This is a genomic window from Pseudomonas sp. ABFPK (assembly GCF_001586765.1).
In the GTDB taxonomy this organism is placed as follows: domain Bacteria; phylum Pseudomonadota; class Gammaproteobacteria; order Pseudomonadales; family Pseudomonadaceae; genus Aquipseudomonas; species Aquipseudomonas asiatica.
This window is the reverse complement of sequence record NZ_LQXW01000021.1, coordinates 46,253-68,283: the sequence shown is the minus strand read 5'-3', so window position 1 is coordinate 68,283 and position 22,031 is coordinate 46,253. Positions and strand designations below refer to the sequence as shown.

Genomic DNA, 22,031 nt, shown 5'->3' with positions numbered 1-22,031 from the left:
CTTTTGAAGCGGGAGCGCATCCGACGAAAGATCTACACAACCCGTGAAGAAGCCCGAAGTGATATTTTCGATTACATCGAAATGTTCTATAACCCTAAACGCCGACACAGCAGTGCTATGCAGCTGTCTCCAATAGAGTATGAGAAACGCTATTTCCTGAGCTTGGAGAGTGTCTAGGAAACCAGGGGCGATTCATATTTCCAGAGCAGCCTATGAACAACCCTAGTTTACGAAGGGTGAAAGAGGGGACTGCTGAATGACCCCCCAGAATCTGCTACAGGAATATTTGGCCGACCATGACTTAAGGCAGGCTAGTGTAAAGACATACGGTGCGGCTATTAAGTCGCTGGAAAAAAACTTTGGCAAAAGTGTAGAAATCGAGTCGATTGATAGGCGCTCCATTCTCGCCTGGCGAAACAAACTCATCGAAGGAGGCTTGTCAAAGCGTAGCTGGAATACATACTCAAATCACCTGCGCACGATGTGGGGTTATGGAGTTGAGTATGGAATACTCCCAGACTCCATTGCTAACCCATTCAAAAAAACCACACTGATACCACCAAAGCGGCCTAGTAAGATAATTGACAGCGATGCCATCAAGAGCGCACGACTATGGCTCAACAGCCTTGTGGCAGAAGAGGAGACCACTGGAGCGCGCGCGAGGATCACGCCAGCATGGTTTTGGCTCGCCACGTTCGAGATCTTCTACTACACAGGCATACGCCTCAACGCGCTGCTATGTATCAGACTACGTGATATTGACTGGACCAAGAAGCTCATTTATGTGAATGCAGAAACAGAAAAAACTCACAGAGGATTCTGTATCCCCATTATGAAGGGGCTTGAACCGCATATAGAGAGAATCGTTACTGCCGCACATAAAATAGGATTCACCGAGGAAGACCAGCTATTTAATGTTAATCGTTTCTCGACCCACTACAGGTCCAAAACGATGAACATTCATCAAATTGAGGATATGTACAAAAAACTCACTCAAGCGTTTGGCATACGAATGACGCCTCATAGGTTTCGACACACGCTGGCTACCGATTTAATGCGGCAGCCAGAGCGCAATATTCATCTGACGAAGGCACTGCTTAATCACTCGAACATAGCGACGACGATGAGTTATATCGAAGTCGATTACGAACATATGCGGGCTGTGTTGGACGAGCGTAGTCTACACCAAGGGGCTATTAGACTTGAACGCCGAGAGGATCCTGCTCGGCCTGAACTCCCCCAGCCGAAAGCGCTTCCAAAGGAGCAGGTTCAAACTCAGCCCCCCCTTGCGGATACCGCGACTGTTCCCACAGAAATCACTCCCCCGGAAATTGGCACCCTACACCAACTCGAGGCACCTACGGCCTACGAATTACTCACTGCGCTACCAAAGCACAAGCGCCCAAAGAAATATCCGCTGGAGCAAATTTCCGCACCTACGACGGGGCTCTCACACGAATTGGGATGGGATGGACCTGGCACTCTATGGGCTGACCTTGGCATCCCCCCATGCAGTTTCTCAGAAGACGCTTTCGACCCTGCCGCGCTGATGGACATAGTGCCATCAGTCAACGTCGTCGGGTCGTATAGGTGGAGCTGAAACCTCAGCTATAACTGCAGCATTTTTGAAGCATGCCGGAGTAGGTAGGACTGGCCGTGGCCGAAAAACGACGATCTGCCTCAGCTACGAAGCTGTCTTGTATGTTTTTTCTTTGAGCACAGGGCACAGGTGAGACCGGAGTAAAGACAGGTGCTGACGCTGGCTGGACCAACGAAAAAGCCCGCAAACCAATGCAGGCTGCGGGCCATTTCATATTGACATCACGCTGAAGCGAGCCTAAGGTTCGCTCCAGACGGCAGCACGACTAGATTGGCTGTGACAGGCCTTCCCTTCCTAGTACATACGAACCGCTGTGAATATGGTGGGTCGTGTAGGATTCGAACCTACGACCAATTGGTTAAAAGCCAACTGCTCTACCAACTGAGCTAACGACCCGTTGGATGGCGCGTATAATACTGATTTCTAACGGGAAATCAACACCCCATCAGACTTTTTTCAAAAGTACCGCGTCGGGTCTTCGACACCAGCTGCCTTGAAGCCGTCGGCACGCAGGCGGCAGCTGTCGCATTTGCCGCAGGCACGGCCGTCATCGTCGGCCTGGTAGCAGGAAACGGTCAGGCTGTAGTCCACGCCGCGGGCCATACCGGCCTGCACGATCTGCGCCTTGCTCATGTTCTGCAGCGGCGCTTGGATGCGGAAGCCCTGCCCTTCGACGCCGGCCTTGGTCGCCAGGTTGGCCATGCGCTCGAAGGCTTCGACGAACTCGGGGCGGCAATCGGGGTAGCCGGAGTAATCCACGGCATTCACACCAATGAAGATGTCACGGGCTTCCAGCACCTCTGCCCAGCCCAGGGCCAGGGACAGGAACACAGTGTTGCGCGCCGGCACGTAGGTGACCGGGATGCCTTCACCCGGGGTTTCCGGCACGTCGATGCTGCTGTCGGTCAATGCCGAGCCGCCGATGCCGTCCAGGTTCAGGCCAATCACCTTGTGCTCGACCACACCCAGGTCGCGGGCAACGCGGGCGGCGGCGTTCAGTTCGGCGCGGTGGCGCTGGCCGTAGTCGAAACTCATGGTGTAGCAGCTGTAGCCTTCGGCCTTGGCCATGGCAACCACGGTGGCCGAGTCCAGTCCGCCGGACAACAGGATTACTGCGCGTTTGTCGGTCATGTGTGCTTGCTCCTCAATCAACGTCCGGGTTCGTCGTTCCACAGCAGCTTGTGCAGCTGCAGCTGGAAGCGTACGGGCAGGTTGTCGGCGACGATCCAGTCCGCCAGCTCGCTGGCGTTCACCTGGTGGTGGCTGGGCGAGAACAACACCTCACCGGCACGCTCGGCCAGGTTGTACTGGATCAGCTTGGAGACCGCCCAGTCATAGTCCTCACGGGAACAGATGACGAACTTGACCTGGTCGTTGCGGGTCAGCTGCTCGATGTTCTCGTAGCGGTTACGGTGCGACTCTTCGGAGCCTGGGGTCTTCAGGTCGACCACGCGGCTGACGCGGGTGTCGGTGCCAGCAATATCCAGCGCGCCGCTGGTTTCCAGCGACACTTCGTAACCGGCGTCACACAGGCGCTGCAACAGCGGCAAGGCGTTGGGCTGGGCCAATGGCTCGCCGCCGGTGACGCAAACGTAGCGCGGCTTGAAGCCGGCGACCTGCTCAAGGATCGAATCGAGGGTGCGAACGGTGCCGCCACTGAAGGCATAGGCACTGTCACAGTACTGGCAGCGCAGGGGGCAACCGGTGAGGCGCACGAATACCGTGGGCAACCCAGCCGTTCGCGTTTCACCCTGCAAAGAGTAAAAGACTTCGGTGATGCGTAATGTGTCTTGCATGCTCGCCACGGGCGTGACAGCTAAACAGGCTGCCCGCCTCCGTCAGGCACTGTCGCGGACTCGACATAGCGTTATCCGCAGCAGCGTGTTTACGAAAAAAGGGCATTGATTCTAACGAAAAAACCCGCGACAAGCGCGGGTTTCTTTCAAGCGGTACTGCTTAGAGCTTCTGCAGGTCACGCTGGGCCAGTTGCGCGGCGGAGGTGCCGGGGTACTGGGTGATGACCTGCTGCAGGATACCCTTGACCTTGTCGGTGTGGCCCATGCGGCGCTCGACGTCGGCCAGCTTGTACAGCGAATCCGGCACCTTGCTGTGCTTCGGATACTTCTGGCTGACCTGGGCAAAGGCCTGGCTGGCAGCCGGCAGGTCGCCCTTGGCCAGGTTCACTTCACCCAGCCAGTACTGGGCATTGCCGGCGTACTGGCTGTTGGGATACTTGCGCAGGAAGGCGTTGAACGCCTGGCTGGCCTTGTCGAAGTCTTTCTGCTTGATCAGGTCGAAAGCGGCATCGTAGTAGAGCTTTTCTTTCGCCGGATCACCGGGCTCGCTACTGGCGGCCGGTTGTTGCGCAGCAGCACCTGCTGCTGCATCGGGGGCGGCATTGGATGCACCACCACCGGAGGAATTGTCAGGGGTCGCGGCAGGCGCGGCGCCACTGTTGATGCGACGGTCCAGGTCCTGGTAACGCTCCAGGTTTTCCTGCTTCATGCGCGACACATCGTTCTGCAGCTCTTCGATGATGCCTTGCTGGCGGGAAAGCTGATCCTGCATCTGTTGCAGCTGCATGAACAGCTGGCCCTGTGCAGAGGCAGGGGCCGAAGCCCCTGACCCGGCATAGGCGCCGCTCGTGCCATAACCCGCAGGCGGATAGCTGCCTGCGTTGTCATCAACTACAGGGACCTCAGCCCAGGCCGCGAGCGGCAGGCTGAGTGCGAGGACGGTTACTACACGGCGGCACATACGCATAAGAACTTACTTACGCAGTTCTACGCGACGGTTCTGAGCCCAGGACTGCTCGTCGTTGCCAGTGGCAACCGGACGCTCTTCACCGTAGGAGACCAGTTCCAGCTGAGCAGGGGAAACGCCCTGCAGAACCAGGTAACGCTGAACGGCCTTGGCACGACGCTCACCCAGAGCCATGTTGTACTCGCGGGTGCCGCGCTCGTCGGTGTTGCCTTCCAGGACAACGCGGTTGCCGTTGGCTTTCAGGTCCTTGGCGTGAACGTCCAGGGCGCGCATGGCTTCTGGCTTCAGGTCCGAGCTGTCGTATTCGAAGTAGAAGGTGGTGATTGCGCGCAGGGCAGCTTCTTCGCTCAGGGAGCCGTCAACAGCGCCAGTGTTGGCACCGTAGCCAGCGTTCGGATCTACAGCAGCGCCTTCGCCTGCGTTGTCACCGCCCTTCGAGGAGCAACCTACAGCTACGGCCATGGCCAGAGCCAGCGCAGCAAATTTACCAAACTTCAGCATTTCCATCGTGAAACTCCTAATGAAACCCCAGTGTGTTAAGCAAAAGTATTACGCCGCAATCAGTTCAGGTAAGGGGACCAGGACGGTTCTCTGACTTCGCCTTGAGCGGTAGGAAGTGGGAGCCTCACGCGGCCATTAAGCGACACGAGCATCAAGACTCCCCGGCCCTGCTGGCGGGTGGCGTAGATTAGCATGGTGCCGTTTGGCGCAACAGTGGGAGACTCATCAAGACTCGTTTCAGAGAGAATCTTTACACTTCCGCGCTGCAAATCCTGGGCCGCAACTTTGAAGTTGGTGAAGCCCTGCTGGCGATGGATCATCACCAGGGTCTTTTCGTCCGCCGACAGTTTCGGGTTGGCGTTGTAGTTACCCACGAAAGTTACACGCTCGGCACCACCGCCACCGACCGACTGCTTGTAGATCTGCGGCTTGCCGCCACGGTCGGAGGTGAAGTACAGGGTGTTGCCATCCTTGCCCCAGAACGGCTCGGTGTTGATGCCCGGGCCAGCGGTGACACGGCTGATCTGGCGCGAAGCCACGTTCATCACGTAGATGTCCGGGTTGCCGTCCTTCGACAGCACGAACGCCAGGCGCGTGCCATCCGGCGACCAGGCTGGCGCACCGTTCAGGCCTTCGAAGTTGGTGACCTGCTCGCGGCGACCGGTATCGATGTGCTGGACGAAGATGCGCGGACGCTTCTGCTCGAACGAGACATAGGCGATGCGCTTGCCATCCGGTGCAAAGCGTGGCGACAGGATCGGCTCGCGCGATTGCAGCAGGGTGACCGCACGTGCACCGTCATAGTCCGAACGCTGCAGGGTATAGCGGGTGTTGTTGGTGGAGAAGCGCTCGGCCGTCACGTACAGCATACGAGTGGAGAAAGCACCCTTGATGCCGGTGAGCTTCTCGAACGACTGGTCGGCAATGTAGTGCGCCATGTCGCGCAGCTGGTCGACGCTGCCCGCCACGCTACCGGTCAGCACTTGCTGCTCGGTGGCGACGTTGAACAGCGCGTACTGCACCTGCAGGCGACCGCCCGACGGCACGATGCTGCCAACCATCACGTACTGCGCACCCAGCGCTTTCCAGTCACGGAAGATCACTTCGCTGGCCTGCGACGGCTGGCTGATCATGTTCTGCCGCGGAATCGGCGAGTAGTAGCCGGAGTTGCGCAGGTCGTTGCCGATGATGTCGGCCATGTCTTCCGGCAGCACGCTGCCGCCCTGCAGACCGAACGGCACTACCGCGATGGGCGTGGCCCGGTCGCTGCCGCTGGTGACCAGGATGTTCTTTTCCTCTGCCACGACCATGCCTGCCACGCAGCACAGCATGACCAGCAGTCCTCTCAGACGTTTAATCACAACGCTAGATCCTCAGGTGTAAATGTCATCTTGAACGAACGATATTGGTTGAAATCGCTCGGCTTCATACCCTGCATCTCGGTCAGACGACCGATGTTCTTCACTGCTGCCACCGCCGAGCTGTCGTACGGGCCGTCACCACTGGACCGGGCCACGCTGACGCTGGTGATGGTACCGTCCGGCAACATGTTGATCTGCAGGACCACCGTCATGCCCTTGCGCGCGGAAGGCGGACGAGCCCAGCCCTCGGCCGCGCGCATGCGGATCAGGTCGTCGAAGTCGCCGGCCACCTGGTCACCCTGCTCGTCGGCCAGCGCCTGCTGCCGCTCGGTGGTGTCGGACAACAGCTCGGCCAGGGCCTGGGCTTTCTTGTCTTCCGCCGCCTTGCGGGCCGCTTCCTGTGCCTTTTTCTTCTGGGCATCTGCAGCGGCCTTTTTCTTGGCCTCTTCAGCTGCCTTCTTCTTCGCTTCCTCGGCTACCGCTTTCTTCTTGGCGTCCTCGGCTGCTTTCTTCTTGGCCTCTTCGGCCGCCTTTTTCTTGGCGTCCTCGGCGGCTTGTTTCTTCGCCTCTTCAGCGGCCTCTTTCTTGGCCTCTTCTTCGGCTTTTTTCTTTTCTTCCTCGGCCTTCTTCTTGGCGATGTCGGCCTGCTGCTTCTCGGCAGCCTTCTTCGCCTCTTCGGCCTTCTTGGCTTCGGCGGCTTTCTTGGCCTCGGCGGCCTTGGCGGCCTCGGCAGCTGCCTCGGCTTTCTTGGCTTCGGCGGCCTCGCGGGCCTCCTCGGCCTTTTGAGCAGCGTCGGCTTTCTTTTGTTCCGTGGCCTTCACGGCCTCCTGCTCGACCTTCTTCTGTTCCAGCTGCTCGACTTCGGTCTGGCGCGAAGCGGTTTTCTTCGCTTCCCCGGCAATCTTCTGATTGGTCTGGGTGGTCGCCTGGCTCTTGGACTTGAGCTGGTACAGGGTAGCCTGGACGATCGGCTTGGATGGCGGCAGCTCAGGCGTCATGGCAAAACTGACGAACAGCAGGGCGAACACCAGCACATGCAGGCCGATGGCCCAGATACTGGGCCAGAAGTAGCTTTCCGAGGCGGATGGCTCTCGCTGTTGCATCAGGGCGCCTCGGTAATCAGGCCAACGTTACCGACACCGGCCTTCTGCAACCCGCCCATGGCACCCATGACCGCGCCATAGTCGACAGCCTTGTCGCCACGAATGAACACCTGGGTCTGCTTGCCCTGGTCACGGCCGGCGGCAATGATCTTGGTCACCGCGTCGGTCATGGCTGGCAAGGTCATGGCCTTGTCCATCTGCTTGTCGGTATCGACTTCGCTGCCGAGGTTCCAGTAGTAGGTCTTGTCGGCCTTGATGGAGATGGTGAGGATCTGGACGTTGTTGTCCTGCGGCAAGGCTTCACTGGAAACCTTGGGCAGGTCTACCTTGACGCCCTGGTTGAGCATGGGCGCCGTCACCATGAAGATGACCAGCAGTACCAGCATCACGTCGATGTAGGGCACCACGTTCATCTCGGCGACGGGCTTGCGTTTGTGGCGAACTCGGGCCATGGGCTTCTACCTGATTACTCTTCGCTGGTGTGCACTTTGCGGTGCAGGATCGCCTGGAACTCGTCGGCGAAGGTGTAGTAACGGCCGATCAGCACTTCGCTGCGCGCCGAGAAGCGGTTATAGGCGATGACCGCCGGAATTGCCGCGAACAGGCCGATGGCGGTGGCGATCAGCGCTTCGGCGATACCCGGGGCAACCGTGGCCAGGGTGGCCTGCTGGGCACTGGCCAGGCCGCGGAAGGAGTTCATGATGCCCCATACGGTACCGAACAGGCCGATGTACGGGCTGGTAGAACCGACGGTGGCCAGGAACGGCAGGCTCTGCTCGAGTTTTTCTTCCTCGCGCGAGATGGCTACGCGCATGGCACGGGCAACACCCTCCATGACCGCGTCCGGGTCAACGCCAGGCTGCTGGCGCAGGCGCGAGAATTCCTTGAAGCCGGCACGGAAGACCTGCTCGACACCGGAATCCGGGTCCGGGTTGCTGCCTGCCTGACGGTACAGCTTGGACAGGTCGATGCCCGACCAGAAGCGCTCCTCGAAGGCATCCAGCGCACGACGACCGGCGCGCAGCATGGTGCTGCGCTGGAAGATCATGACCCATGAGGTGACCGAGGCGGCCACCAGGGTCAGCATTACCAGCTGTACCAACACGCTGGCATTGCTGACCAGACTCCACATGGAGGTATGGTCGACGACGTTAGCTTCCACGCTTATTCTCCTGCATTCGATTGAGTACCCGAGCCGTCCGCCGCAAAGGCGTCACGCAGCTCCGGGGGTATGGCTCGGGGTTTGAAAGTGTCGGCGCGCACGGCGGCCACCAGGAACTGCCCTTCGCAGAGCAGCGTTTCATCCTTTTCCCGCCAGACCTGCTGCACGAAGCGCAGGCTGGCGCGATTGAGTTCAAGTACTTGCGCGGTCACCCGCAGCTCGTCGTCCAGCCGCGCCGGCGCGTGATAGCGCGCTTCGCTGGAGTGGACCACGAACAGCAGGTTGTCTTTGGCCAACTGCGACTGGGAAAAGCCCAGGTGCCGCAGCCGCTCGGTACGCGCGCGCTCCATGAATTTCAGGTAATTGACGTAATACACCACGCCACCGGCATCGGTATCTTCGTAATAGACTCGACAACGGTGTGCGAACGGTTCCAGGCCATTTTGCGCGCGCATACTCTAGTGCTTACTCCTCAGCTTGCCAATCCGCTGTGGCAACTGTTTTTTCTTCATTAATGTCTTATTGCCAGCGCACCCTCGGCATGCCAGCGGTAGGACCACGAAAAGCCGTTTTCGATCTGTCACTCATCGCCCGTTTCGGAAAAATCCCCACCCTCCCCCAGGCGCCCGGGCACGTTCAGGCCGAAGTGCAGGTAGGCATGTCGGGTGACCACGCGGCCGCGCGGCGTGCGCATGATGTAGCCTTGCTGGATCAGGTACGGCTCGAGCACGTCCTCGATGGTGTGGCGCTCTTCACTGATGGCTGCCGCCAGGTTGTCCACGCCGACCGGGCCTCCGTCGAACTTCTCGATCATGGTCAGCAGCAAGCGGCGGTCGGAGTGGTCAAAACCGCGCTCGTCGACGTCCAGCAGGTTGAGCGCCATGTCGGCCACGGCCTTGGTGATCTGGCCCTTGCTGCGCACTTCGGCGTAGTCGCGCACGCGGCGCAGCAGGCGGTTGGCGATACGTGGCGTGCCACGGGCCCGGCGGGCGATCTCGTAGGCACCTTGGTCTTCGATAGCCAGGCCAAGGATGCCGGCCGAACGGCTGACGATGGTGGCCAGGTCCTTGTCGCTGTAGAACTCCAGGCGCTGGACGATACCGAAGCGGTCCCGCAGCGGGTTGGTGAGCATGCCGGCACGGGTGGTGGCACCGACCAGGGTGAACGGCGGCAGGTCCAGCTTGATCGAACGGGCCGCAGGCCCTTCGCCGATCATGATGTCGAGCTGGAAGTCCTCCATCGCCGGGTACAGCACCTCTTCGACGACCGGTGACAACCGGTGGATCTCGTCGATGAACAGCACGTCGTGCGGTTCGAGGTTGGTCAGCATGGCCGCGAGGTCGCCCGGGCGCTCGAGGATAGGCCCCGAAGTGCTCTTGACCGACACGCCCATTTCCTGGGCGATGATGTTGGCCAGGGTGGTCTTGCCCAGGCCGGGCGGGCCGAAGATCAGCGTGTGGTCGAGCGACTCGCTGCGGCCACGGGCGGCCTGGATGAACAGCGCCATCTGCTCGCGCACCACCGGCTGGCCGATGTACTCGTCCAGCCGCAGCGGGCGGATCGCACGGTCCTGGACTTCTTCACGGTCGCGGCCACTGGCGGCGATCAGGCGGTCGGCTTCGATCACTTGGTAATCATCCCTTTCAGGCTGCGACGAATCAGTTCCTCACTGCTCAGGCCGGCCTTGTCCTTGATCGCGGCGATTGCCTTGCTGGCTTCCTGCGGCTTGTAGCCCAGCGAAACCAGGGCGCTGACGGCATCGGCTTCGGCCGTGGATGCGCTGGCGACCGGCAGCGGCCCGTCGGAGACCAAGGTGAACATGGCCGGGGACGTTTCCCAAGCCTTGAAGCGGTCCTTGAGCTCGACCAGCAGGCGTTCGGCGGTCTTCTTGCCGACACCGGGCACGCGCACCAGAGCCGAGGTGTCCTGAGCCTGCACGCAGCGCACCAGCTCGTCCACTTCCAGCCCGGACATCAGCGCCAGGGCCAGCTTCGGCCCTACGCCATTCAGGCGGATGAGTTCGCGGAACAGTTCGCGCTCGCGCTTTTCGGCAAAACCGTAGAGCAGGTGAGCATCCTCGCGCACCACCAGGTGGGTGTGCACGGTTACGGGTTCGCCCACCTTGGGCAGACGGTACAGCGTGGTCATGGGAACTTCCAGTTCGTAACCTACGCCGTTGACGTCGATAATCAGGTGCGGCGGCTGTTTTTCCGCCAGGGTGCCGCGCAAACGTCCAATCACGTTCCGATCCTTCCTCTCGGGGAGCCGGTCAAAGACCGCTCAACCCTATCAGCAAATGCAGCGGGTGAACGCATCACCCGAACAAAATGTGTATCAGCGCATGAAGCGCCTACAGACGCAAGCGCCCGCCGCGCCGCCGTGCCGTGGCCAGGCCATGCGGCACCAGGCTGGAACGGGTGTGGGCGTGGCACAGGGCGATAGCCAGGGCGTCGGAAGCGTCGATCTGCGGCTTCTGCGTCAGTTTCAGCAGGTGCATGACCATCATCATCACCTGCTCCTTGTTCGCCCCACCGGTACCGGCTACAGCCTGCTTGACCTGGGTGGCGCTGTATTCGGCGATTTCCAGGCCGGCTTCGGCGGCGGCGACGATGGCTGCGCCACGGGCCTGGCCGAGCTTGAGCGCCGAGTCGGCGTTACGGGCCATGAACACCCGCTCGATGCCCATGGTTACCGGGCCGTGCTGGGCGATGATTTCACCCACGCCACGAAAAACGATCTGCAATCGCTCGTGCAGCTCGCCGCTGCCGGTGCGAATGCAGCCCGACGCCACGTATTCGCAACCACGGGCGGTCTGGCGTACCACGCCATAGCCGGTGATGCGCGAGCCGGGGTCGATACCAAGAATCAGAGTCATAGTGCCTGTCGAAAAATTGATGCATCTCTGCAAACTGTACCGGCCCTTTCGCGGGTAAACCCGCTCCCACAGGTACTGCACCGACTCTGAATGTGGTGCAGTACCTGTGGGAGCGGGTTTACCCGCGAAAGGGCCGGTACAGGCGCTGACAAACTTGAAGAACTGGCATGGATCGCCAGGACACCTTAGCCGAGGTTTTCCATGATCTCATCGGAAATCTGGGCATTGGAGTAGACGTTCTGCACGTCATCCAGGTCTTCGAGCATGTCGATCAGCTTGAGTACTTTCTCGGCACCGTCCTGGTCGAGTTCGGCGCTGGTGGTCGGCTGCATGACGATTTCCGCGTCAGCGGCCTTGAAGCCCGCCTCTTCCAGGGCATTGCGCACGGCGTAGAAGCTGTTGAACGAGGTGAACACGTCGAACGAGCCGTCGTCGTTGGCCACCACGTCGTCGGCATCGGCTTCCATCGCCGCTTCCATCAGCGCGTCTTCTTCCACGCCCGGAGCAAAGCTGATCTGCCCCTTGCGCTCGAACAGGTAGGCCACCGAACCGTCGGTGCCCAGGTTGCCACCACACTTGGTGAAGGCATGACGCACGGCGGCGGCAGTACGGTTGCGGTTGTCGGTCATGGCCTCGACCATGATCGCCACACCACCCGGGCCGTAACCTTCGTAACTGAGCTCTTCGACGTTGTCGCTTTCGTTGGTGCCGGCACCACGGGCCACGGCACGATCAATGATGTCGCGGCTCATGTTGGCACCCAGGGCCTTGTCCAGCGCCAAACGCAGGCGCGGGTTGGATGCCGGGTCAGCACCACCCTGCTTGGCAGCGACCGTCAGTTCACGGATCCACTTGGTGAAGATCTTGCCTCTCTTGGCATCCTGGCGCTCTTTGCGGTGCTTGATGTTCGCCCACTTGGAATGACCAGCCATAACGACTCCGAATCCTTTGAATCACAAACAGCCCCGCCCCTGTAGGGGGCGGGACGGGAAATTGCCTGCGCCGGAACGCAAAGGCGCATCCATGTGGATGCGCCCGGGGACTGCTTACTCGACCTTTGTCTGTTCGCGCAGTCGGATGTGCAGCTCGCGCAGGGCCTTGGCGTCGACCAGGCCAGGGGCCTGGGTCATGACGCACGCGGCGCTCTGGGTTTTCGGGAAGGCGATCACTTCACGAATCGACTGGGCACCGGTCATCAGCATGACCAGGCGGTCCAGGCCGAAGGCCAGGCCACCGTGAGGCGGTGCACCGAACTTCAGAGCGTCGAGCAGGAAGCCGAACTTCTCTTCCTGTTCTGCCGCTTCGATGCCCAGCAGGCGGAACACGGCCTGTTGCATCTCTTTACGGTGGATACGGATCGAACCGCCACCCAGCTCGGTACCGTTCAGGACCATGTCGTAGGCACGGGACAGGGCCACGGCCGGGTTGGCCTCGAGCTCTTCCGGGGTGCACTTCGGCGCGGTGAACGGGTGGTGCAGCGCGGTGAAGCTGCCGTCCTCGTTCTCTTCGAACATCGGGAAGTCGACCACCCACATCGGTGCCCACTCGCAGGTCAGCAGCTCGAAGTCGTGGCCCAGGCGGATACGCAGCGCGCCCAGGGCTTCGCTGACCACCTTGAACTTGTCGGCACCAAAGAACACGATGTCGCCGTCAACGGCGCCAACGCGGTCGAGGATGGTGTTGAGGTTGGCCTCGGGGATGTTCTTGACGATCGGCGACTGCAGGCCTTCGACACCCTTGGCGCGCTCGTTGACCTTGATGTAGGCCAGGCCCTTGGCACCGTAGATACCCACGAACTTGGTGTACTCGTCGATCTTGCTGCGCGGCATGCTGGCGCCGCCAGGCAGGCGCAGGGCGGTAACGCGGCACTTCGGATCGTTGGCCGGGCCGGCGAACACCTTGAAGTCGACATCCTTGAGCTGGTCGGCAACGTCGACCAGTTCCAGCGGGATACGCAGGTCCGGTTTGTCAGAGCCGTAGCGGCGCATGGCTTCTTCGAAGGTCATGTGCGGGAATTCGCCGAATTCCAGGTCCAGCACTTCCTTGAACAGCTTGCGGATCATGCTTTCGGTCAGGCCCATGATCTCGCTTTCATCGAGGAAGCTGGTCTCGATGTCGATCTGGGTGAATTCCGGCTGGCGGTCGGCACGCAGGTCTTCGTCACGGAAGCACTTGGCGATCTGGTAGTAGCGATCGAAGCCAGCGACCATCAGCAACTGCTTGAACAGCTGCGGCGACTGCGGCAGGGCAAAGAAGCTGCCGGCATGAGTACGGCTAGGCACCAGGTAGTCACGCGCGCCTTCCGGGGTGGCACGGGTCAGGATCGGCGTCTCGACGTCAAGGAAGCCGTTTTCGTCGAGGAAGCGACGGATGCTGCTGGTGATACGCGAACGCAGGCGCAGCTTGTCGGCCATTTCCGGGCGACGCAGGTCGATGAAACGGTAGCGCAGGCGGGTTTCTTCGCCGACGTCGGAGTATTCGTTCAGCGGGAACGGTGGGGTTTCCGCTTCGTTGAGCACGTTCAGCTGGTAGCCGAGGATCTCGATGGCGCCGGAAGCCATGTTGGCATTCACCGCACCCTCAGGGCGCTTGCGGACCTTGCCGGTGATCTGCACGACGTATTCGCTGCGCACGCGGTCGGCAGCGGCGAAGGTTTCGGCGCGATCCGGGTCGAACACGACCTGGGCCATGCCTTCGCGGTCACGGATGTCGAGGAAGATCACCCCGCCGTGGTCGCGGCGACGATGGACCCAGCCGCAAAGGGTGACTTCCTGGCCGTCCAGGCTCTCGTTCAGTTGGCCGCAATAATGGCTGCGCATCATGATGGTGGTTTCGCTTCTCGTGATTCGTGTATTCGGTGGAGGCCTTGGCCGCCCGGAGAGGGCTAATACTGCAAGACCCGGTCACAGCATTCAACTCAGTCGGCCTTGTCGCCGCCTGCCAGATTCTTTTTCGCCCCGGTCTTGAAGTCGGTTTCGTACCAACCGTTACCGCTCAGGCGGAAGCCTGGCACCGACAGCAGCTTCTTCAGCGCCGGCGCCTGGCAGGCCGGGCAATCGGTCAGCGGCGCGGCGCTGATCTTCTGCAGCACTTCCATGCGGTGCTCGCAGGATGCACATTGATAGTCATAAAGGGGCATGGGTGTCTCTCGTCAACCACAACGCTGGCTGCCGGGGCAGCAAAAAGCGGGATTATATATGGTTAACAAGCACTGCGCAGCCCGCCAGGCGATCAGCGCACACTTGGCGGGTCCAGCAGCCAGGCAACGCAGATCACCCGGATCAGCCCGCTGAAGTTGCGCACCCCGCCTTGTCGCAGGTGCACCTCACGGTCCACGTAGGACAGGACCGCACTGACCGAGCAGCGGTTGGCCGCGGCGATGCGCTCCAGGATACCCCAGTAGACGGCCTCCAGCCGCAGGCAGGTGGAAAAGCCGTTGAGCCGCACCGAGCGTGACACGGGCTGGGTCTGCAACATGTCGAAATCCGCCTTGAACGGGTCGATGCACTGTTTACCCGGCCAACGCCCCTGGCCAGCCACACGTTTGCTTGCTTGCATCATGCGCCACACTTCCTCGTCACAGGTACCAGGTGGCCTATGAAGCGCTGATGGGCGAACTTAAAGCAGCGGCAAAATCTTCCTGCACAAATTGCGCTGGGCCTGTAGGAGCGGCCTTGTGTCGCGATGGGCTGCGAAGCAGCCCCAGGGTTTGAGTGCAATTGCACAAATTGCTGGGGCTGCTTCGCAGCTCATCCCGACACAAGGCCGCTCCTACAAGGGCCGGTACAGCGTTGGGTATCTACTTGCCGTCGAGCAGCACCCGCAGCATCCAGGCGGTCTTCTCGTGCACCTGCATGCGCTGGGTCAGCAGGTCGGCGGTAGGCTCGTCACTGACCTTGTCCACCACCGGGAAGATGCTGCGCGCGGTACGCACCACGGCTTCCTGGCCCTGCACCAGCTGGCGGATCATCTCGTCGGCATGCGGCACCCCTTCCTCCTCCTTGATCGAGGAGTGTCGCGCATAAAATGCATAAGACCCCGGTGCCGGGAAGCCCAGGGCGCGAATGCGCTCGGCGATCGAGTCGACCGCCAGCGCCAGTTCGTTGTACTGCTCTTCGAACATCAGGTGCAGGGTGCGGAACGACGGACCGGTGACGTTCCAGTGGAAGTTATGGGTTTTCAGATACAGCACGTAGGTATCCGACAACAGGCGGGACAGCCCATCGACGATGGATTTGCGATCTTCTTCACTGATACCGATATCGATTGCCATGAAGTTCCCCTTTCCATAAGGCTTGAGACCCAAGCGGGTGCCGACCACTGTAGCAACACTTGGTCTGCACCGCATGTGACATGGCGCAACACATCGCCCATCGGGGACAGCGGTTTGAGTAGCCTGCGGCTTTACTGTTAAATAGGCATGGTGCCACCCGTGCGGATTGCCATTTGCCGGGTGCATAGGCTGGCCTGCCGCGTGTTCGCGCTCTACACCTCATGCGCACCGTGCTGCCAGCTCTTCCTGTGATCGGCCTTATCAACTGTGAGCCAACCCCATGTTCAAGATCGTCCATCTGGTGACGGGCGTGGCAGCCTTGCTGCTATCGCTCATGCCCAGCCTGAAAACCGATGCGTTACCCTTCCTGCAACAACCCGACGCGGTCTACCTCGCCCTGCTCGGCCTGCTCAACCTCGTACTGGCCCCCGTCGTGCCACTGTACTACCGTGGCGCGCGGCAACAACTGCAGCATCTGGCCTGCGCCCTGCTGGTGGTGGCTGTGGTGCTGCAGACCCTGACACTGCTGGCCCGCCCGGAAATGGGCAACCTGGCCGCACTGGTCTGCGCAGCGCTGGCCGTGGCCGTGCACCTGGCCGTAGGCTTTGCCCGCAGCGCACGCAAGGCACGCGCCAGCCAGCATACCGCGCAGGATGCCGGCAATCGTGATACCGGCACCGTGAAATGGTTCAACACGTCCAAAGGCTTCGGCTTCATCTCCCGCGACTCGGGCGATGATATCTTCGTGCACTTTCGCGCCATTCGTGGCGAAGGCCACCGCATCCTGGTGGAAGGCCAGCGCGTGGAGTTTTCCGTGATGCACCGCGACAAGGGCCTGCAGGCCGAGGATGTGGTTGCGGTAACCCGCCGCTGATCTTGTTTGCAGAAACCATCCCCTGCGGGAGCGGGCATGCCCGTTCCCGCAGGGGTTCAGGTATCAATAATGAGGCGGTGGCGCCTCGTCCCCTTCGCTGCCGTACTGGCCAACCATCTCTTCGTAACGCTTGATCAGCTCCGCCATCTGCAATTGCAGCCGCTCGATCACCCGCCCCTGCTCGACCACCACGTCATTCAGCGCCTGGATGGTGTCATCCTGAAACGCCAGGCGGGTTTCCAGTTCGACCACTCGTGATTCAAGCGACATGTCAGGCCTCCTGGTAACCGGCGAGCTGCAGCCCACGCAGGCGCTGGCGGATGGCTTGCACCTGGTCGTCAGTGTACGCCGTCGCCGGGCACTTGCCCCACACCGGTGCCGGCCAGGCCGCGTCGTCGCGCATGCGCACGATCACGTGCATGTGCAACTGACTGACCACATTACCCAACGTAGCCACGTTCATCTTGTCGGCGCTGTAGCTGGCTTTCAGCGCTTCGGCCAGACCGGTGGTTTCCTGCCACAACTGCTGCTGCTCTGCAGCATCGAGCTCGAACACTTCGCTGATGCCAGCGCGCTTGGGCACCAGGATGAACCATGGATAGTTGGCATCCTTGCTCAGCAGCAACTGGCACAGCGCAAACTCCCCCAGCACCAGCGAATCCTGCTGCAAACGCGAATCGAGGACGAACACGGCAAATCTCCTTCTGGCAGAACCAACCCGCTTCACGCGGAAAACAGGCCTGCAAGGATACCCTGCACGTTCCCGGTAACACAGCGCTACTTTTCGCACCAAAATGAGGCTACCGATACCCCACGCCCCACACTTGTCACCCCACGGGTGACGCTGCATGAACAAGTTGCGGTAACACATTGACTTTCATGACAGCTTTTCAAAATTTAATGATTCTTGACTGTACTACTGCATCAGGCGGCTCGCGCCCCGTGTTTACGGCACTTTCCGACCCCCGGTAGCAGGTTTTGTGAAAATTTCATGAAGCGTTGTGAATTTTGAGCACGCTTGTTGCATTCCTTTCACGCCAAGTCGGCACGACATCTGCATCGGCGGGTGAACGCGACAAATAACAACAGCGACAGTGGTTACCAGGGAGTTTCCCAACCGGAATCGGTAGTTACAGGTTCATTACGGTGAAAGAAGCAGCGCTGGTGTTGACGGCCCTTAAACCGGGGCGTGATTTGCGACATGGAACTACCTAGAAGCGACATGGTGAAAAAGTTCCGAAAAGGATGCTTATACCCATATCGCCAAGAACAGTCAGCGTGCTATACATTTTCGCCGACATAACAAGAAAGAGCTGCCCCATATAACTAGAACACTTGGACGCAGCGGTACTCTTCCTAAAAACCAAAGGAGCAAATCACGATGCGCGTGATGAAGTGGAGCATGATCGCCCTGGCCGTTGCGGCAGGGACCTCGCAGTTGGCATTGGCCTCTTCCCAGGACGAGTCCAAAGGTTTCATCGAAGACAGCAAGCTGAACGTCAAGACCCGCATGCTGTACTTCAGCCGTGACTTCCGTAACAACCCAGCCGGCACCCAGAGCCGTCGCGAAGAAACCGGCCTGGGCTTCCTCGGCACCTTCGAGTCCGGCTTCACCCAGGGCACCGTGGGTGTGGGTGTCGATGCCATCGGCATGCTCGGCCTGAAACTGGACAGCGGCAAGGGCCGCGCCGGTACCGGCCTGTTCCCTACCGGCTCTGACGGCCGTTCGCAGGATGACTACTCCAAGGCCGGCGGCGCGGTTAAATTCCGCATCTCCGACACCGTGCTGAAAGTGGGTGACCAGTTCACCGCTCTGCCGGTCTTCGCCACCGACGACAGCCGCCTGCTGCCGGAAATTGCCCAAGGCACCCTGATCACCAGCAACGAGATCGAGGGCCTGACCCTGCACGCTGGTCATTTCACCAGCCTGACCGCCCAGGAGCAGACCAACCGCGACAGCTTCGGCCTGAAGGAAGCCAACGTGGTAGGTGGTACCTACGCCTTCACCGACAACCTCAGCACCAGCCTGTACTACTCGAAGGTTGAAGACTACTGGCGCAAATACTACGCCAACGTCAACTGGGCACTGCCAATCTCGGACAAACAAGGCCTGGTGTTCGACTTCAACATCTATGACACCAAGAGCGAAGGCTCGGCCGAGTACCGCGCATTCGATGGCGACAAGCTGGACAACCGCGCGTTCAGCCTGTCGGGCGCCTACAACATCGGCGCTCACACCTTCACCCTGGCCTACCAGAAAGTCACCGGCGACGGCGACTATGGCTATGGCATCGACGGCGGCGGCACCATCTTCCTGGCCAACTCCGTGGCCCGTTCCGACTTCAACGCCGAAGACGAGAAGTCCTGGCAGGCTCGCTACGACCTGAACTTCGCCGAATACGGCATCCCGGGCCTGACCTTCATGACCCGTTATGTACGCGGTACCGACGCCAACGTCGCCGGCACCAGCAACGGCAAGGAATGGGAACGCGACGTCGACATCAAGTACGTGCTGCAGAGCGGCCCGGCAAAAGACCTGAGCTTCCGCGTGCGTCAAGCCACCTATCGCTCTTCCGATGGCGTCTACTACGATTCCCCATCGATCGACGAACTGCGCCTGATCGTGGAGTACCCGCTGAGCATCCTGTAAGCCTGGCTTGCAGTGCCCCGCACCTGAAAAAGCCCGGCGATCACGCCGGGCTTTTTCTTGGCTGACAAGCGTCACGCCCTGGGGCATCCTGTACGCCTTCGTTTCGCCCCCGTACAATGCGGGGTCATTTCAATGTCTTAGGCAATCGACACGGCTCACCATGCGCACCAGTCAATATTTGCTCGCCACCCAGAAAGAAACCCCTGCCGACGCAGTGGTCATCAGCCATCAGCTCATGCTGCGTGCCGGCATGATCCGCAAACTGGCCTCTGGCCTGTACACCTGGCTGCCGATGGGCTTGCGGGTGATGCGCAAGGTCGAGGCCGTGGTGCGTGAGGAAATGAACGCCGCCGGCGCCCTGGAAGTGCTGATGCCCAGCATCCAGCCCGCCGAACTGTGGCAGGAATCCGGCCGCTGGGAACAGTATGGCCCCGAGCTGCTGCGCCTGAAGGACCGCCACCAGCGCGACTTCTGCGTCGGCCCGACCCACGAGGAAGTGATCACCGACCTGGCCCGCAACGAGCTGTCCAGCTATAAACAGCTGCCGCTCAACATGTACCAGATCCAGACCAAGTTCCGTGACGAGATCCGCCCGCGCTTCGGCCTGATGCGCGGTCGCGAGTTCATCATGAAGGACGCCTACTCGTTCCATGCCGACCAGGCTTCCCTGCAGGAAACCTACGACCGCATGCACCAGGCGTATAGCAACGTGTTCACCCGCCTGGGCCTGGACTTCCGCCCGGTTCAGGCCGACACCGGCTCCATCGGTGGCAGCTATTCGCACGAGTTCCACGTACTGGCCGAGTCCGGCGAAGACGACGTGATCTTCAGCGACAGCTCCGACTACGCCGCCAACATCGAGAAGGCAGAGGCCATCCCGCGTGAAACCGTGCGCCCCGCCCCTACCGAGGAGCTGCGCCTGGTCGACACGCCGAACGCCAAGACCATCGCCCAGCTGGTGGAAAACTTCGGCCTGCCGATCGAGAAAACCGTCAAGACCCTGATCGTGCGCGGCGCCGAAGAAGGCAAGCTGGTAGCACTGATCGTGCGTGGCGACCATGAACTCAACGAAATCAAGGCGGCCAAGCTGGAACAGGTTGCCGACCCGCTGGTCATGGCCACCGACGCCGAACTGCGCGAGGCCATCGGTGCCGGCGCCGGCTCGCTCGGCCCGCTGAACCTGCCGCTGGAAATCGTCATTGACCGCTCGGTTGCCCTGATGAGCGACTTCGGCATTGGCGCCAACATCGACGACAAGCACTACTTCGGCGTGAACTGGGAGCGTGACCTGCCGGTTCCACAGGTCGCCGACCTGCGTAACGTGGTCGAAGGGGACCCGAGCCCGGACGGCCAGGGTACCCTGGTGATCAAGCGCGGCATCGAAGTGGGCCACATCTTCCAGCTCGGCACCAAGTACAGCGAGGCGCTGAAGTGCCAGGTGCTGGGCGAGAACGGCAAGCCGGTAACCCTGTCCATGGGCTGCTACGGCATCGGTGTGTCCCGCGTGGTCGCAGCTGCCATCGAGCAGAGCTACGACGACAAGGGCATCATCTGGAACGACGCCCTGGCCCCGTTCCAGATCGCTCTGGTACCGCTGCGCTACGAAACCGAGGTGGTTCGCGAGGCGACCGACAAGCTGTATGCCGAGCTGACCGCTGCCGGCTACGAAGTGCTGCTGGACGACCGTGACAAGAAGACCAGCCCAGGCATCAAGTTTGCCGACATGGAGCTGATCGGCATCCCGCACCGCATCGTCGTCAGCGATCGCGGCCTGGCCGAAGGCAACCTGGAGTACAAGCACCGCACCGAGCAAGACGCCCAGTCGTTGCCGCTCGATGAAGTGCTGACCTTCTTGCAGGCCCGCGTTCGCCGCTGATAACCAATGCACGAGTGATCATGTTCAAGCGAAGTACCTTTCCCCTGGGGGGCGCCGCACTGTGCGGCGCCCTGCTCGTCAGCGGCTGCGCCAACCAGATGTCCCAGCGCAGCGACCACGAGGAGCGCGTCGAGCGCAAACTGCTCGAGCACACCCTGCAGATCGATGTCGGCGAGCCGAAGGTGATGGAGCTTCCGCAACGACGTGTGCGCGTGCATGAGCAGAAGCGCTTCGAAGTCACCGAATTCGAAGTCACCCGCAGCTATGACCGCTATACGCCTTACCAGCCCTGGCGGGAGATCTACGAGATCCCGCTGGGTGCGGTGGCCGTGGTGGCAGGCGTGGGTGCCAACGTGGTCAATGTCTTCGCCCTGGGCAACCTCCCGGAAAGCATCACCCACGACTGGCTCAGCTACGGCGTGGACGGGCTCAACCCGTTCATGAACGTGCCGTCCAACGGTCGTGCCCAGCAGAACCTGGCTGGGATCAGCGAAGTGCAGAAAGGCAAGCGCGAGGAATCTACCAGCGTGCCCTGGAGCGAACGCCTGGTCGAGGTCAAGGCCGGCAAGATGACCCACGAGCTGACCACCGACAGGAACGGCGTGCTGCGCCTGAACCTGCTCGACAGCCCGTTCTCCGAGCAGAACCTCAACCACATCGGTACCCTGCACCTGCAGGTGCTGGACGAGGACAACGCGGTACGTGGCGATGCCAGCCTGCTGGTCAGCGCCACCCTGCGCAACAAACTGCTCGAGGCCCATGAACTGATCTTCGATGACCTCGAAGATGACGATGTCGGCCAATGGGTTCACCGGGTCAAGCGCTTGTCCGAACTCGGCCTGGAAGAAGAAGCCAGTGAAATGGAACAGAGCCTGATCGAACTGACCCGCAACGATCCGGAGTTGCAGCAGGAGTTTCTGCAGTCGCTGACCAAGGCCACTGGCCGGTTGGTGGCCGACCCGGGCGCGCAGTAACCCGCATCACGCAATACCT

At 60.8% G+C, this 22,031-nt stretch carries 25 protein-coding genes and 1 tRNA gene; 6 read left to right on the top strand and 20 right to left on the bottom strand.

Translation table 11 applies throughout. From position 1 onward, the window contains the following. Positions 1–177, top strand: a 177-nt coding sequence (locus WM94_RS29180) for an IS3 family transposase (protein WP_156485975.1), incomplete at its 5' end; no start/stop codon positions are given. Positions 178–256: 79 nt separating this feature from the next. Continuing rightward, positions 257–1,600: a tyrosine recombinase XerC gene (gene xerC / locus WM94_RS15040; protein ID WP_061551560.1), complete on the top strand. Its 1,344-nt coding sequence runs from the start codon at positions 257–259 to the stop codon at positions 1,598–1,600. A 320-nt stretch (positions 1,601–1,920) separates the two neighbouring features. Here xerC and WM94_RS15035 read toward each other — a convergent pair. The 18 genes from WM94_RS15035 to WM94_RS14950 all read right to left on the bottom strand — a co-directional run bounded on the left by WM94_RS15035 (position 1,921) and on the right by WM94_RS14950 (position 15,638). Continuing rightward, positions 1,921–1,996 (bottom strand) — tRNA-Lys (locus tag WM94_RS15035). Positions 1,997–2,056: 60 nt separating this feature from the next. After that, positions 2,057–2,731: a 7-cyano-7-deazaguanine synthase QueC gene (gene queC / locus WM94_RS15030; RefSeq protein ID WP_013973801.1), complete on the bottom strand. Its 675-nt coding sequence runs from the start codon at positions 2,729–2,731 to the stop codon at positions 2,057–2,059. A 17-nt stretch (positions 2,732–2,748) separates the two neighbouring features. Next, the gene (gene queE / locus WM94_RS15025; RefSeq protein ID WP_015271468.1) at positions 2,749–3,396 is read right to left on the bottom strand and encodes a 7-carboxy-7-deazaguanine synthase QueE; all 648 of its coding nucleotides are present in this window, start codon (positions 3,394–3,396) and stop codon (positions 2,749–2,751) included. A 160-nt stretch (positions 3,397–3,556) separates the two neighbouring features. Beyond that, positions 3,557–4,363: a tol-pal system protein YbgF gene (gene ybgF / locus WM94_RS15020; protein ID WP_004375252.1), complete on the bottom strand. Its 807-nt coding sequence runs from the start codon at positions 4,361–4,363 to the stop codon at positions 3,557–3,559. Positions 4,364–4,369: 6 nt separating this feature from the next. Then, positions 4,370–4,870: a peptidoglycan-associated lipoprotein Pal gene (gene pal / locus WM94_RS15015; protein ID WP_003254755.1), complete on the bottom strand. Its 501-nt coding sequence runs from the start codon at positions 4,868–4,870 to the stop codon at positions 4,370–4,372. Positions 4,871–4,923: 53 nt separating this feature from the next. Beyond that, complete coding sequence (gene tolB / locus WM94_RS15010; RefSeq protein ID WP_061551559.1) at positions 4,924–6,195, bottom strand: Tol-Pal system beta propeller repeat protein TolB; 1,272 nt, start codon at positions 6,193–6,195, stop codon at positions 4,924–4,926. A 26-nt stretch (positions 6,196–6,221) separates the two neighbouring features. After that, complete coding sequence (gene tolA / locus WM94_RS15005) at positions 6,222–7,328, bottom strand: cell envelope integrity protein TolA (protein WP_061551558.1); 1,107 nt, start codon at positions 7,326–7,328, stop codon at positions 6,222–6,224. Further along, on the bottom strand, positions 7,328–7,780 hold the full coding sequence (tolR, locus tag WM94_RS15000) for a protein TolR (protein ID WP_003254760.1): 453 nt from the start codon (positions 7,778–7,780) through the stop codon (positions 7,328–7,330). Before tolR ends, tolA begins: the two co-directional genes overlap by 1 nt. Before the next feature lie 14 nt (positions 7,781–7,794). Further along, the gene (tolQ, locus tag WM94_RS14995) at positions 7,795–8,490 is read right to left on the bottom strand and encodes a protein TolQ (protein WP_015271471.1); all 696 of its coding nucleotides are present in this window, start codon (positions 8,488–8,490) and stop codon (positions 7,795–7,797) included. A gap of 2 nt (positions 8,491–8,492) precedes the next feature. Next, positions 8,493–8,945, bottom strand: coding sequence for a tol-pal system-associated acyl-CoA thioesterase (gene ybgC, locus WM94_RS14990; RefSeq protein WP_061551557.1), 453 nt, complete (start codon positions 8,943–8,945; stop codon positions 8,493–8,495). A 125-nt stretch (positions 8,946–9,070) separates the two neighbouring features. Further along, entirely contained in the window at positions 9,071–10,117 is a 1,047-nt protein-coding gene (gene ruvB / locus WM94_RS14985) for a Holliday junction branch migration DNA helicase RuvB (protein ID WP_061551556.1), read from the bottom strand. Further along, complete coding sequence (ruvA, locus tag WM94_RS14980; protein ID WP_015271473.1) at positions 10,114–10,731, bottom strand: Holliday junction branch migration protein RuvA; 618 nt, start codon at positions 10,729–10,731, stop codon at positions 10,114–10,116. The genes ruvB and ruvA overlap by 4 nt, the downstream gene beginning before the upstream one ends. 109 nt (positions 10,732–10,840) lie before the next feature. After that, on the bottom strand, positions 10,841–11,365 hold the full coding sequence (ruvC, locus tag WM94_RS14975) for a crossover junction endodeoxyribonuclease RuvC (RefSeq protein WP_004375291.1): 525 nt from the start codon (positions 11,363–11,365) through the stop codon (positions 10,841–10,843). A gap of 185 nt (positions 11,366–11,550) precedes the next feature. Further along, entirely contained in the window at positions 11,551–12,297 is a 747-nt protein-coding gene (locus tag WM94_RS14970) for a YebC/PmpR family DNA-binding transcriptional regulator (RefSeq protein ID WP_013973810.1), read from the bottom strand. A 114-nt stretch (positions 12,298–12,411) separates the two neighbouring features. Further along, positions 12,412–14,187 (bottom strand): aspartate--tRNA ligase, encoded by a 1,776-nt coding sequence (gene aspS / locus WM94_RS14965; protein ID WP_023661313.1) that lies wholly within the window; start codon positions 14,185–14,187, stop codon positions 12,412–12,414. 95 nt (positions 14,188–14,282) lie between these two features. After that, positions 14,283–14,504 carry an FmdB family zinc ribbon protein gene (locus WM94_RS14960; protein ID WP_003254776.1) on the bottom strand — a complete coding sequence of 74 codons (222 nt, stop codon included), beginning with the start codon at positions 14,502–14,504 and terminating at the stop codon, positions 14,283–14,285. Positions 14,505–14,596: 92 nt separating this feature from the next. Then, positions 14,597–14,926: a ribbon-helix-helix domain-containing protein gene (locus tag WM94_RS14955; RefSeq protein ID WP_024087590.1), complete on the bottom strand. Its 330-nt coding sequence runs from the start codon at positions 14,924–14,926 to the stop codon at positions 14,597–14,599. Between the two features lie 238 nt (positions 14,927–15,164). Then, positions 15,165–15,638, bottom strand: coding sequence for a Dps family protein (locus WM94_RS14950; protein WP_013973814.1), 474 nt, complete (start codon positions 15,636–15,638; stop codon positions 15,165–15,167). Positions 15,639–15,918: 280 nt separating this feature from the next. Here WM94_RS14950 and WM94_RS31020 point away from each other — a divergent pair, with 280 nt between their 5' ends. Further along, positions 15,919–16,512, top strand: a complete 594-nt coding sequence (locus WM94_RS31020) for a cold shock domain-containing protein (RefSeq protein WP_039613963.1) — start codon at positions 15,919–15,921, stop codon at positions 16,510–16,512. A 63-nt stretch (positions 16,513–16,575) separates the two neighbouring features. Here the strand turns inward: WM94_RS31020 and WM94_RS14940 are convergent, their stop codons facing one another. Together WM94_RS14940 and WM94_RS14935 are read right to left on the bottom strand one after the other, a co-directional pair. Beyond that, positions 16,576–16,782 (bottom strand): SlyX family protein, encoded by a 207-nt coding sequence (locus tag WM94_RS14940; RefSeq protein WP_061551555.1) that lies wholly within the window; start codon positions 16,780–16,782, stop codon positions 16,576–16,578. 1 nt (position 16,783) lies between these two features. Continuing rightward, entirely contained in the window at positions 16,784–17,203 is a 420-nt protein-coding gene (locus WM94_RS14935) for an HIT domain-containing protein (RefSeq protein ID WP_039613962.1), read from the bottom strand. Positions 17,204–17,893: 690 nt separating this feature from the next. Here WM94_RS14935 and WM94_RS14930 point away from each other — a divergent pair. From WM94_RS14930 to WM94_RS14920, 3 genes are all read left to right on the top strand, one after another. Continuing rightward, positions 17,894–19,162, top strand: a complete 1,269-nt coding sequence (locus tag WM94_RS14930; RefSeq protein WP_013973818.1) for an OprD family porin — start codon at positions 17,894–17,896, stop codon at positions 19,160–19,162. Positions 19,163–19,322: 160 nt separating this feature from the next. Then, a complete protein-coding gene (locus WM94_RS14925; RefSeq protein WP_003257369.1) occupies positions 19,323–21,038 on the top strand; it encodes a proline--tRNA ligase in 1,716 nt (571 codons plus the stop codon). A gap of 20 nt (positions 21,039–21,058) precedes the next feature. Next, positions 21,059–22,012 carry a hypothetical protein gene (locus WM94_RS14920; protein WP_023661807.1) on the top strand — a complete coding sequence of 318 codons (954 nt, stop codon included), beginning with the start codon at positions 21,059–21,061 and terminating at the stop codon, positions 22,010–22,012. Positions 22,013–22,031: the final 19 nt, after the last annotated feature.

Excerpts from the sequence above, each read along its gene's own strand:
- xerC (WP_061551560.1), top strand. The coding sequence starts at position 257 with ATGACCCCCCAGAATCTGCTACAGGAATATTTGGCCGACCATGACTTA.
- queC (WP_013973801.1), bottom strand. The coding sequence starts at position 2,731 with ATGACCGACAAACGCGCAGTAATCCTGTTGTCCGGCGGACTGGACTCG.
- queE (WP_015271468.1), bottom strand. The coding sequence starts at position 3,396 with ATGCAAGACACATTACGCATCACCGAAGTCTTTTACTCTTTGCAGGGT.
- ybgF (WP_004375252.1), bottom strand. The coding sequence starts at position 4,363 with ATGCGTATGTGCCGCCGTGTAGTAACCGTCCTCGCACTCAGCCTGCCG.
- pal (WP_003254755.1), bottom strand. The coding sequence starts at position 4,870 with ATGGAAATGCTGAAGTTTGGTAAATTTGCTGCGCTGGCTCTGGCCATG.
- tolB (WP_061551559.1), bottom strand. The coding sequence starts at position 6,195 with ATGCTGTGCTGCGTGGCAGGCATGGTCGTGGCAGAGGAAAAGAACATC.
- tolA (WP_061551558.1), bottom strand. The coding sequence starts at position 7,328 with ATGCAACAGCGAGAGCCATCCGCCTCGGAAAGCTACTTCTGGCCCAGT.
- tolR (WP_003254760.1), bottom strand. The coding sequence starts at position 7,780 with ATGGCCCGAGTTCGCCACAAACGCAAGCCCGTCGCCGAGATGAACGTG.
- ybgC (WP_061551557.1), bottom strand. The coding sequence starts at position 8,945 with ATGCGCGCGCAAAATGGCCTGGAACCGTTCGCACACCGTTGTCGAGTC.
- ruvC (WP_004375291.1), bottom strand. The coding sequence starts at position 11,365 with ATGACTCTGATTCTTGGTATCGACCCCGGCTCGCGCATCACCGGCTAT.
- WM94_RS14970 (WP_013973810.1), bottom strand. The coding sequence starts at position 12,297 with ATGGCTGGTCATTCCAAGTGGGCGAACATCAAGCACCGCAAAGAGCGC.
- aspS (WP_023661313.1), bottom strand. The coding sequence starts at position 14,187 with ATGATGCGCAGCCATTATTGCGGCCAACTGAACGAGAGCCTGGACGGC.
- WM94_RS14960 (WP_003254776.1), bottom strand. The coding sequence starts at position 14,504 with ATGCCCCTTTATGACTATCAATGTGCATCCTGCGAGCACCGCATGGAA.
- WM94_RS14955 (WP_024087590.1), bottom strand. The coding sequence starts at position 14,926 with ATGATGCAAGCAAGCAAACGTGTGGCTGGCCAGGGGCGTTGGCCGGGT.
- WM94_RS14950 (WP_013973814.1), bottom strand. The coding sequence starts at position 15,638 with ATGGCAATCGATATCGGTATCAGTGAAGAAGATCGCAAATCCATCGTC.
- WM94_RS31020 (WP_039613963.1), top strand. The coding sequence starts at position 15,919 with ATGTTCAAGATCGTCCATCTGGTGACGGGCGTGGCAGCCTTGCTGCTA.
- WM94_RS14940 (WP_061551555.1), bottom strand. The coding sequence starts at position 16,782 with ATGTCGCTTGAATCACGAGTGGTCGAACTGGAAACCCGCCTGGCGTTT.
- WM94_RS14930 (WP_013973818.1), top strand. The coding sequence starts at position 17,894 with ATGCGCGTGATGAAGTGGAGCATGATCGCCCTGGCCGTTGCGGCAGGG.
- WM94_RS14925 (WP_003257369.1), top strand. The coding sequence starts at position 19,323 with ATGCGCACCAGTCAATATTTGCTCGCCACCCAGAAAGAAACCCCTGCC.
- WM94_RS14920 (WP_023661807.1), top strand. The coding sequence starts at position 21,059 with ATGTTCAAGCGAAGTACCTTTCCCCTGGGGGGCGCCGCACTGTGCGGC.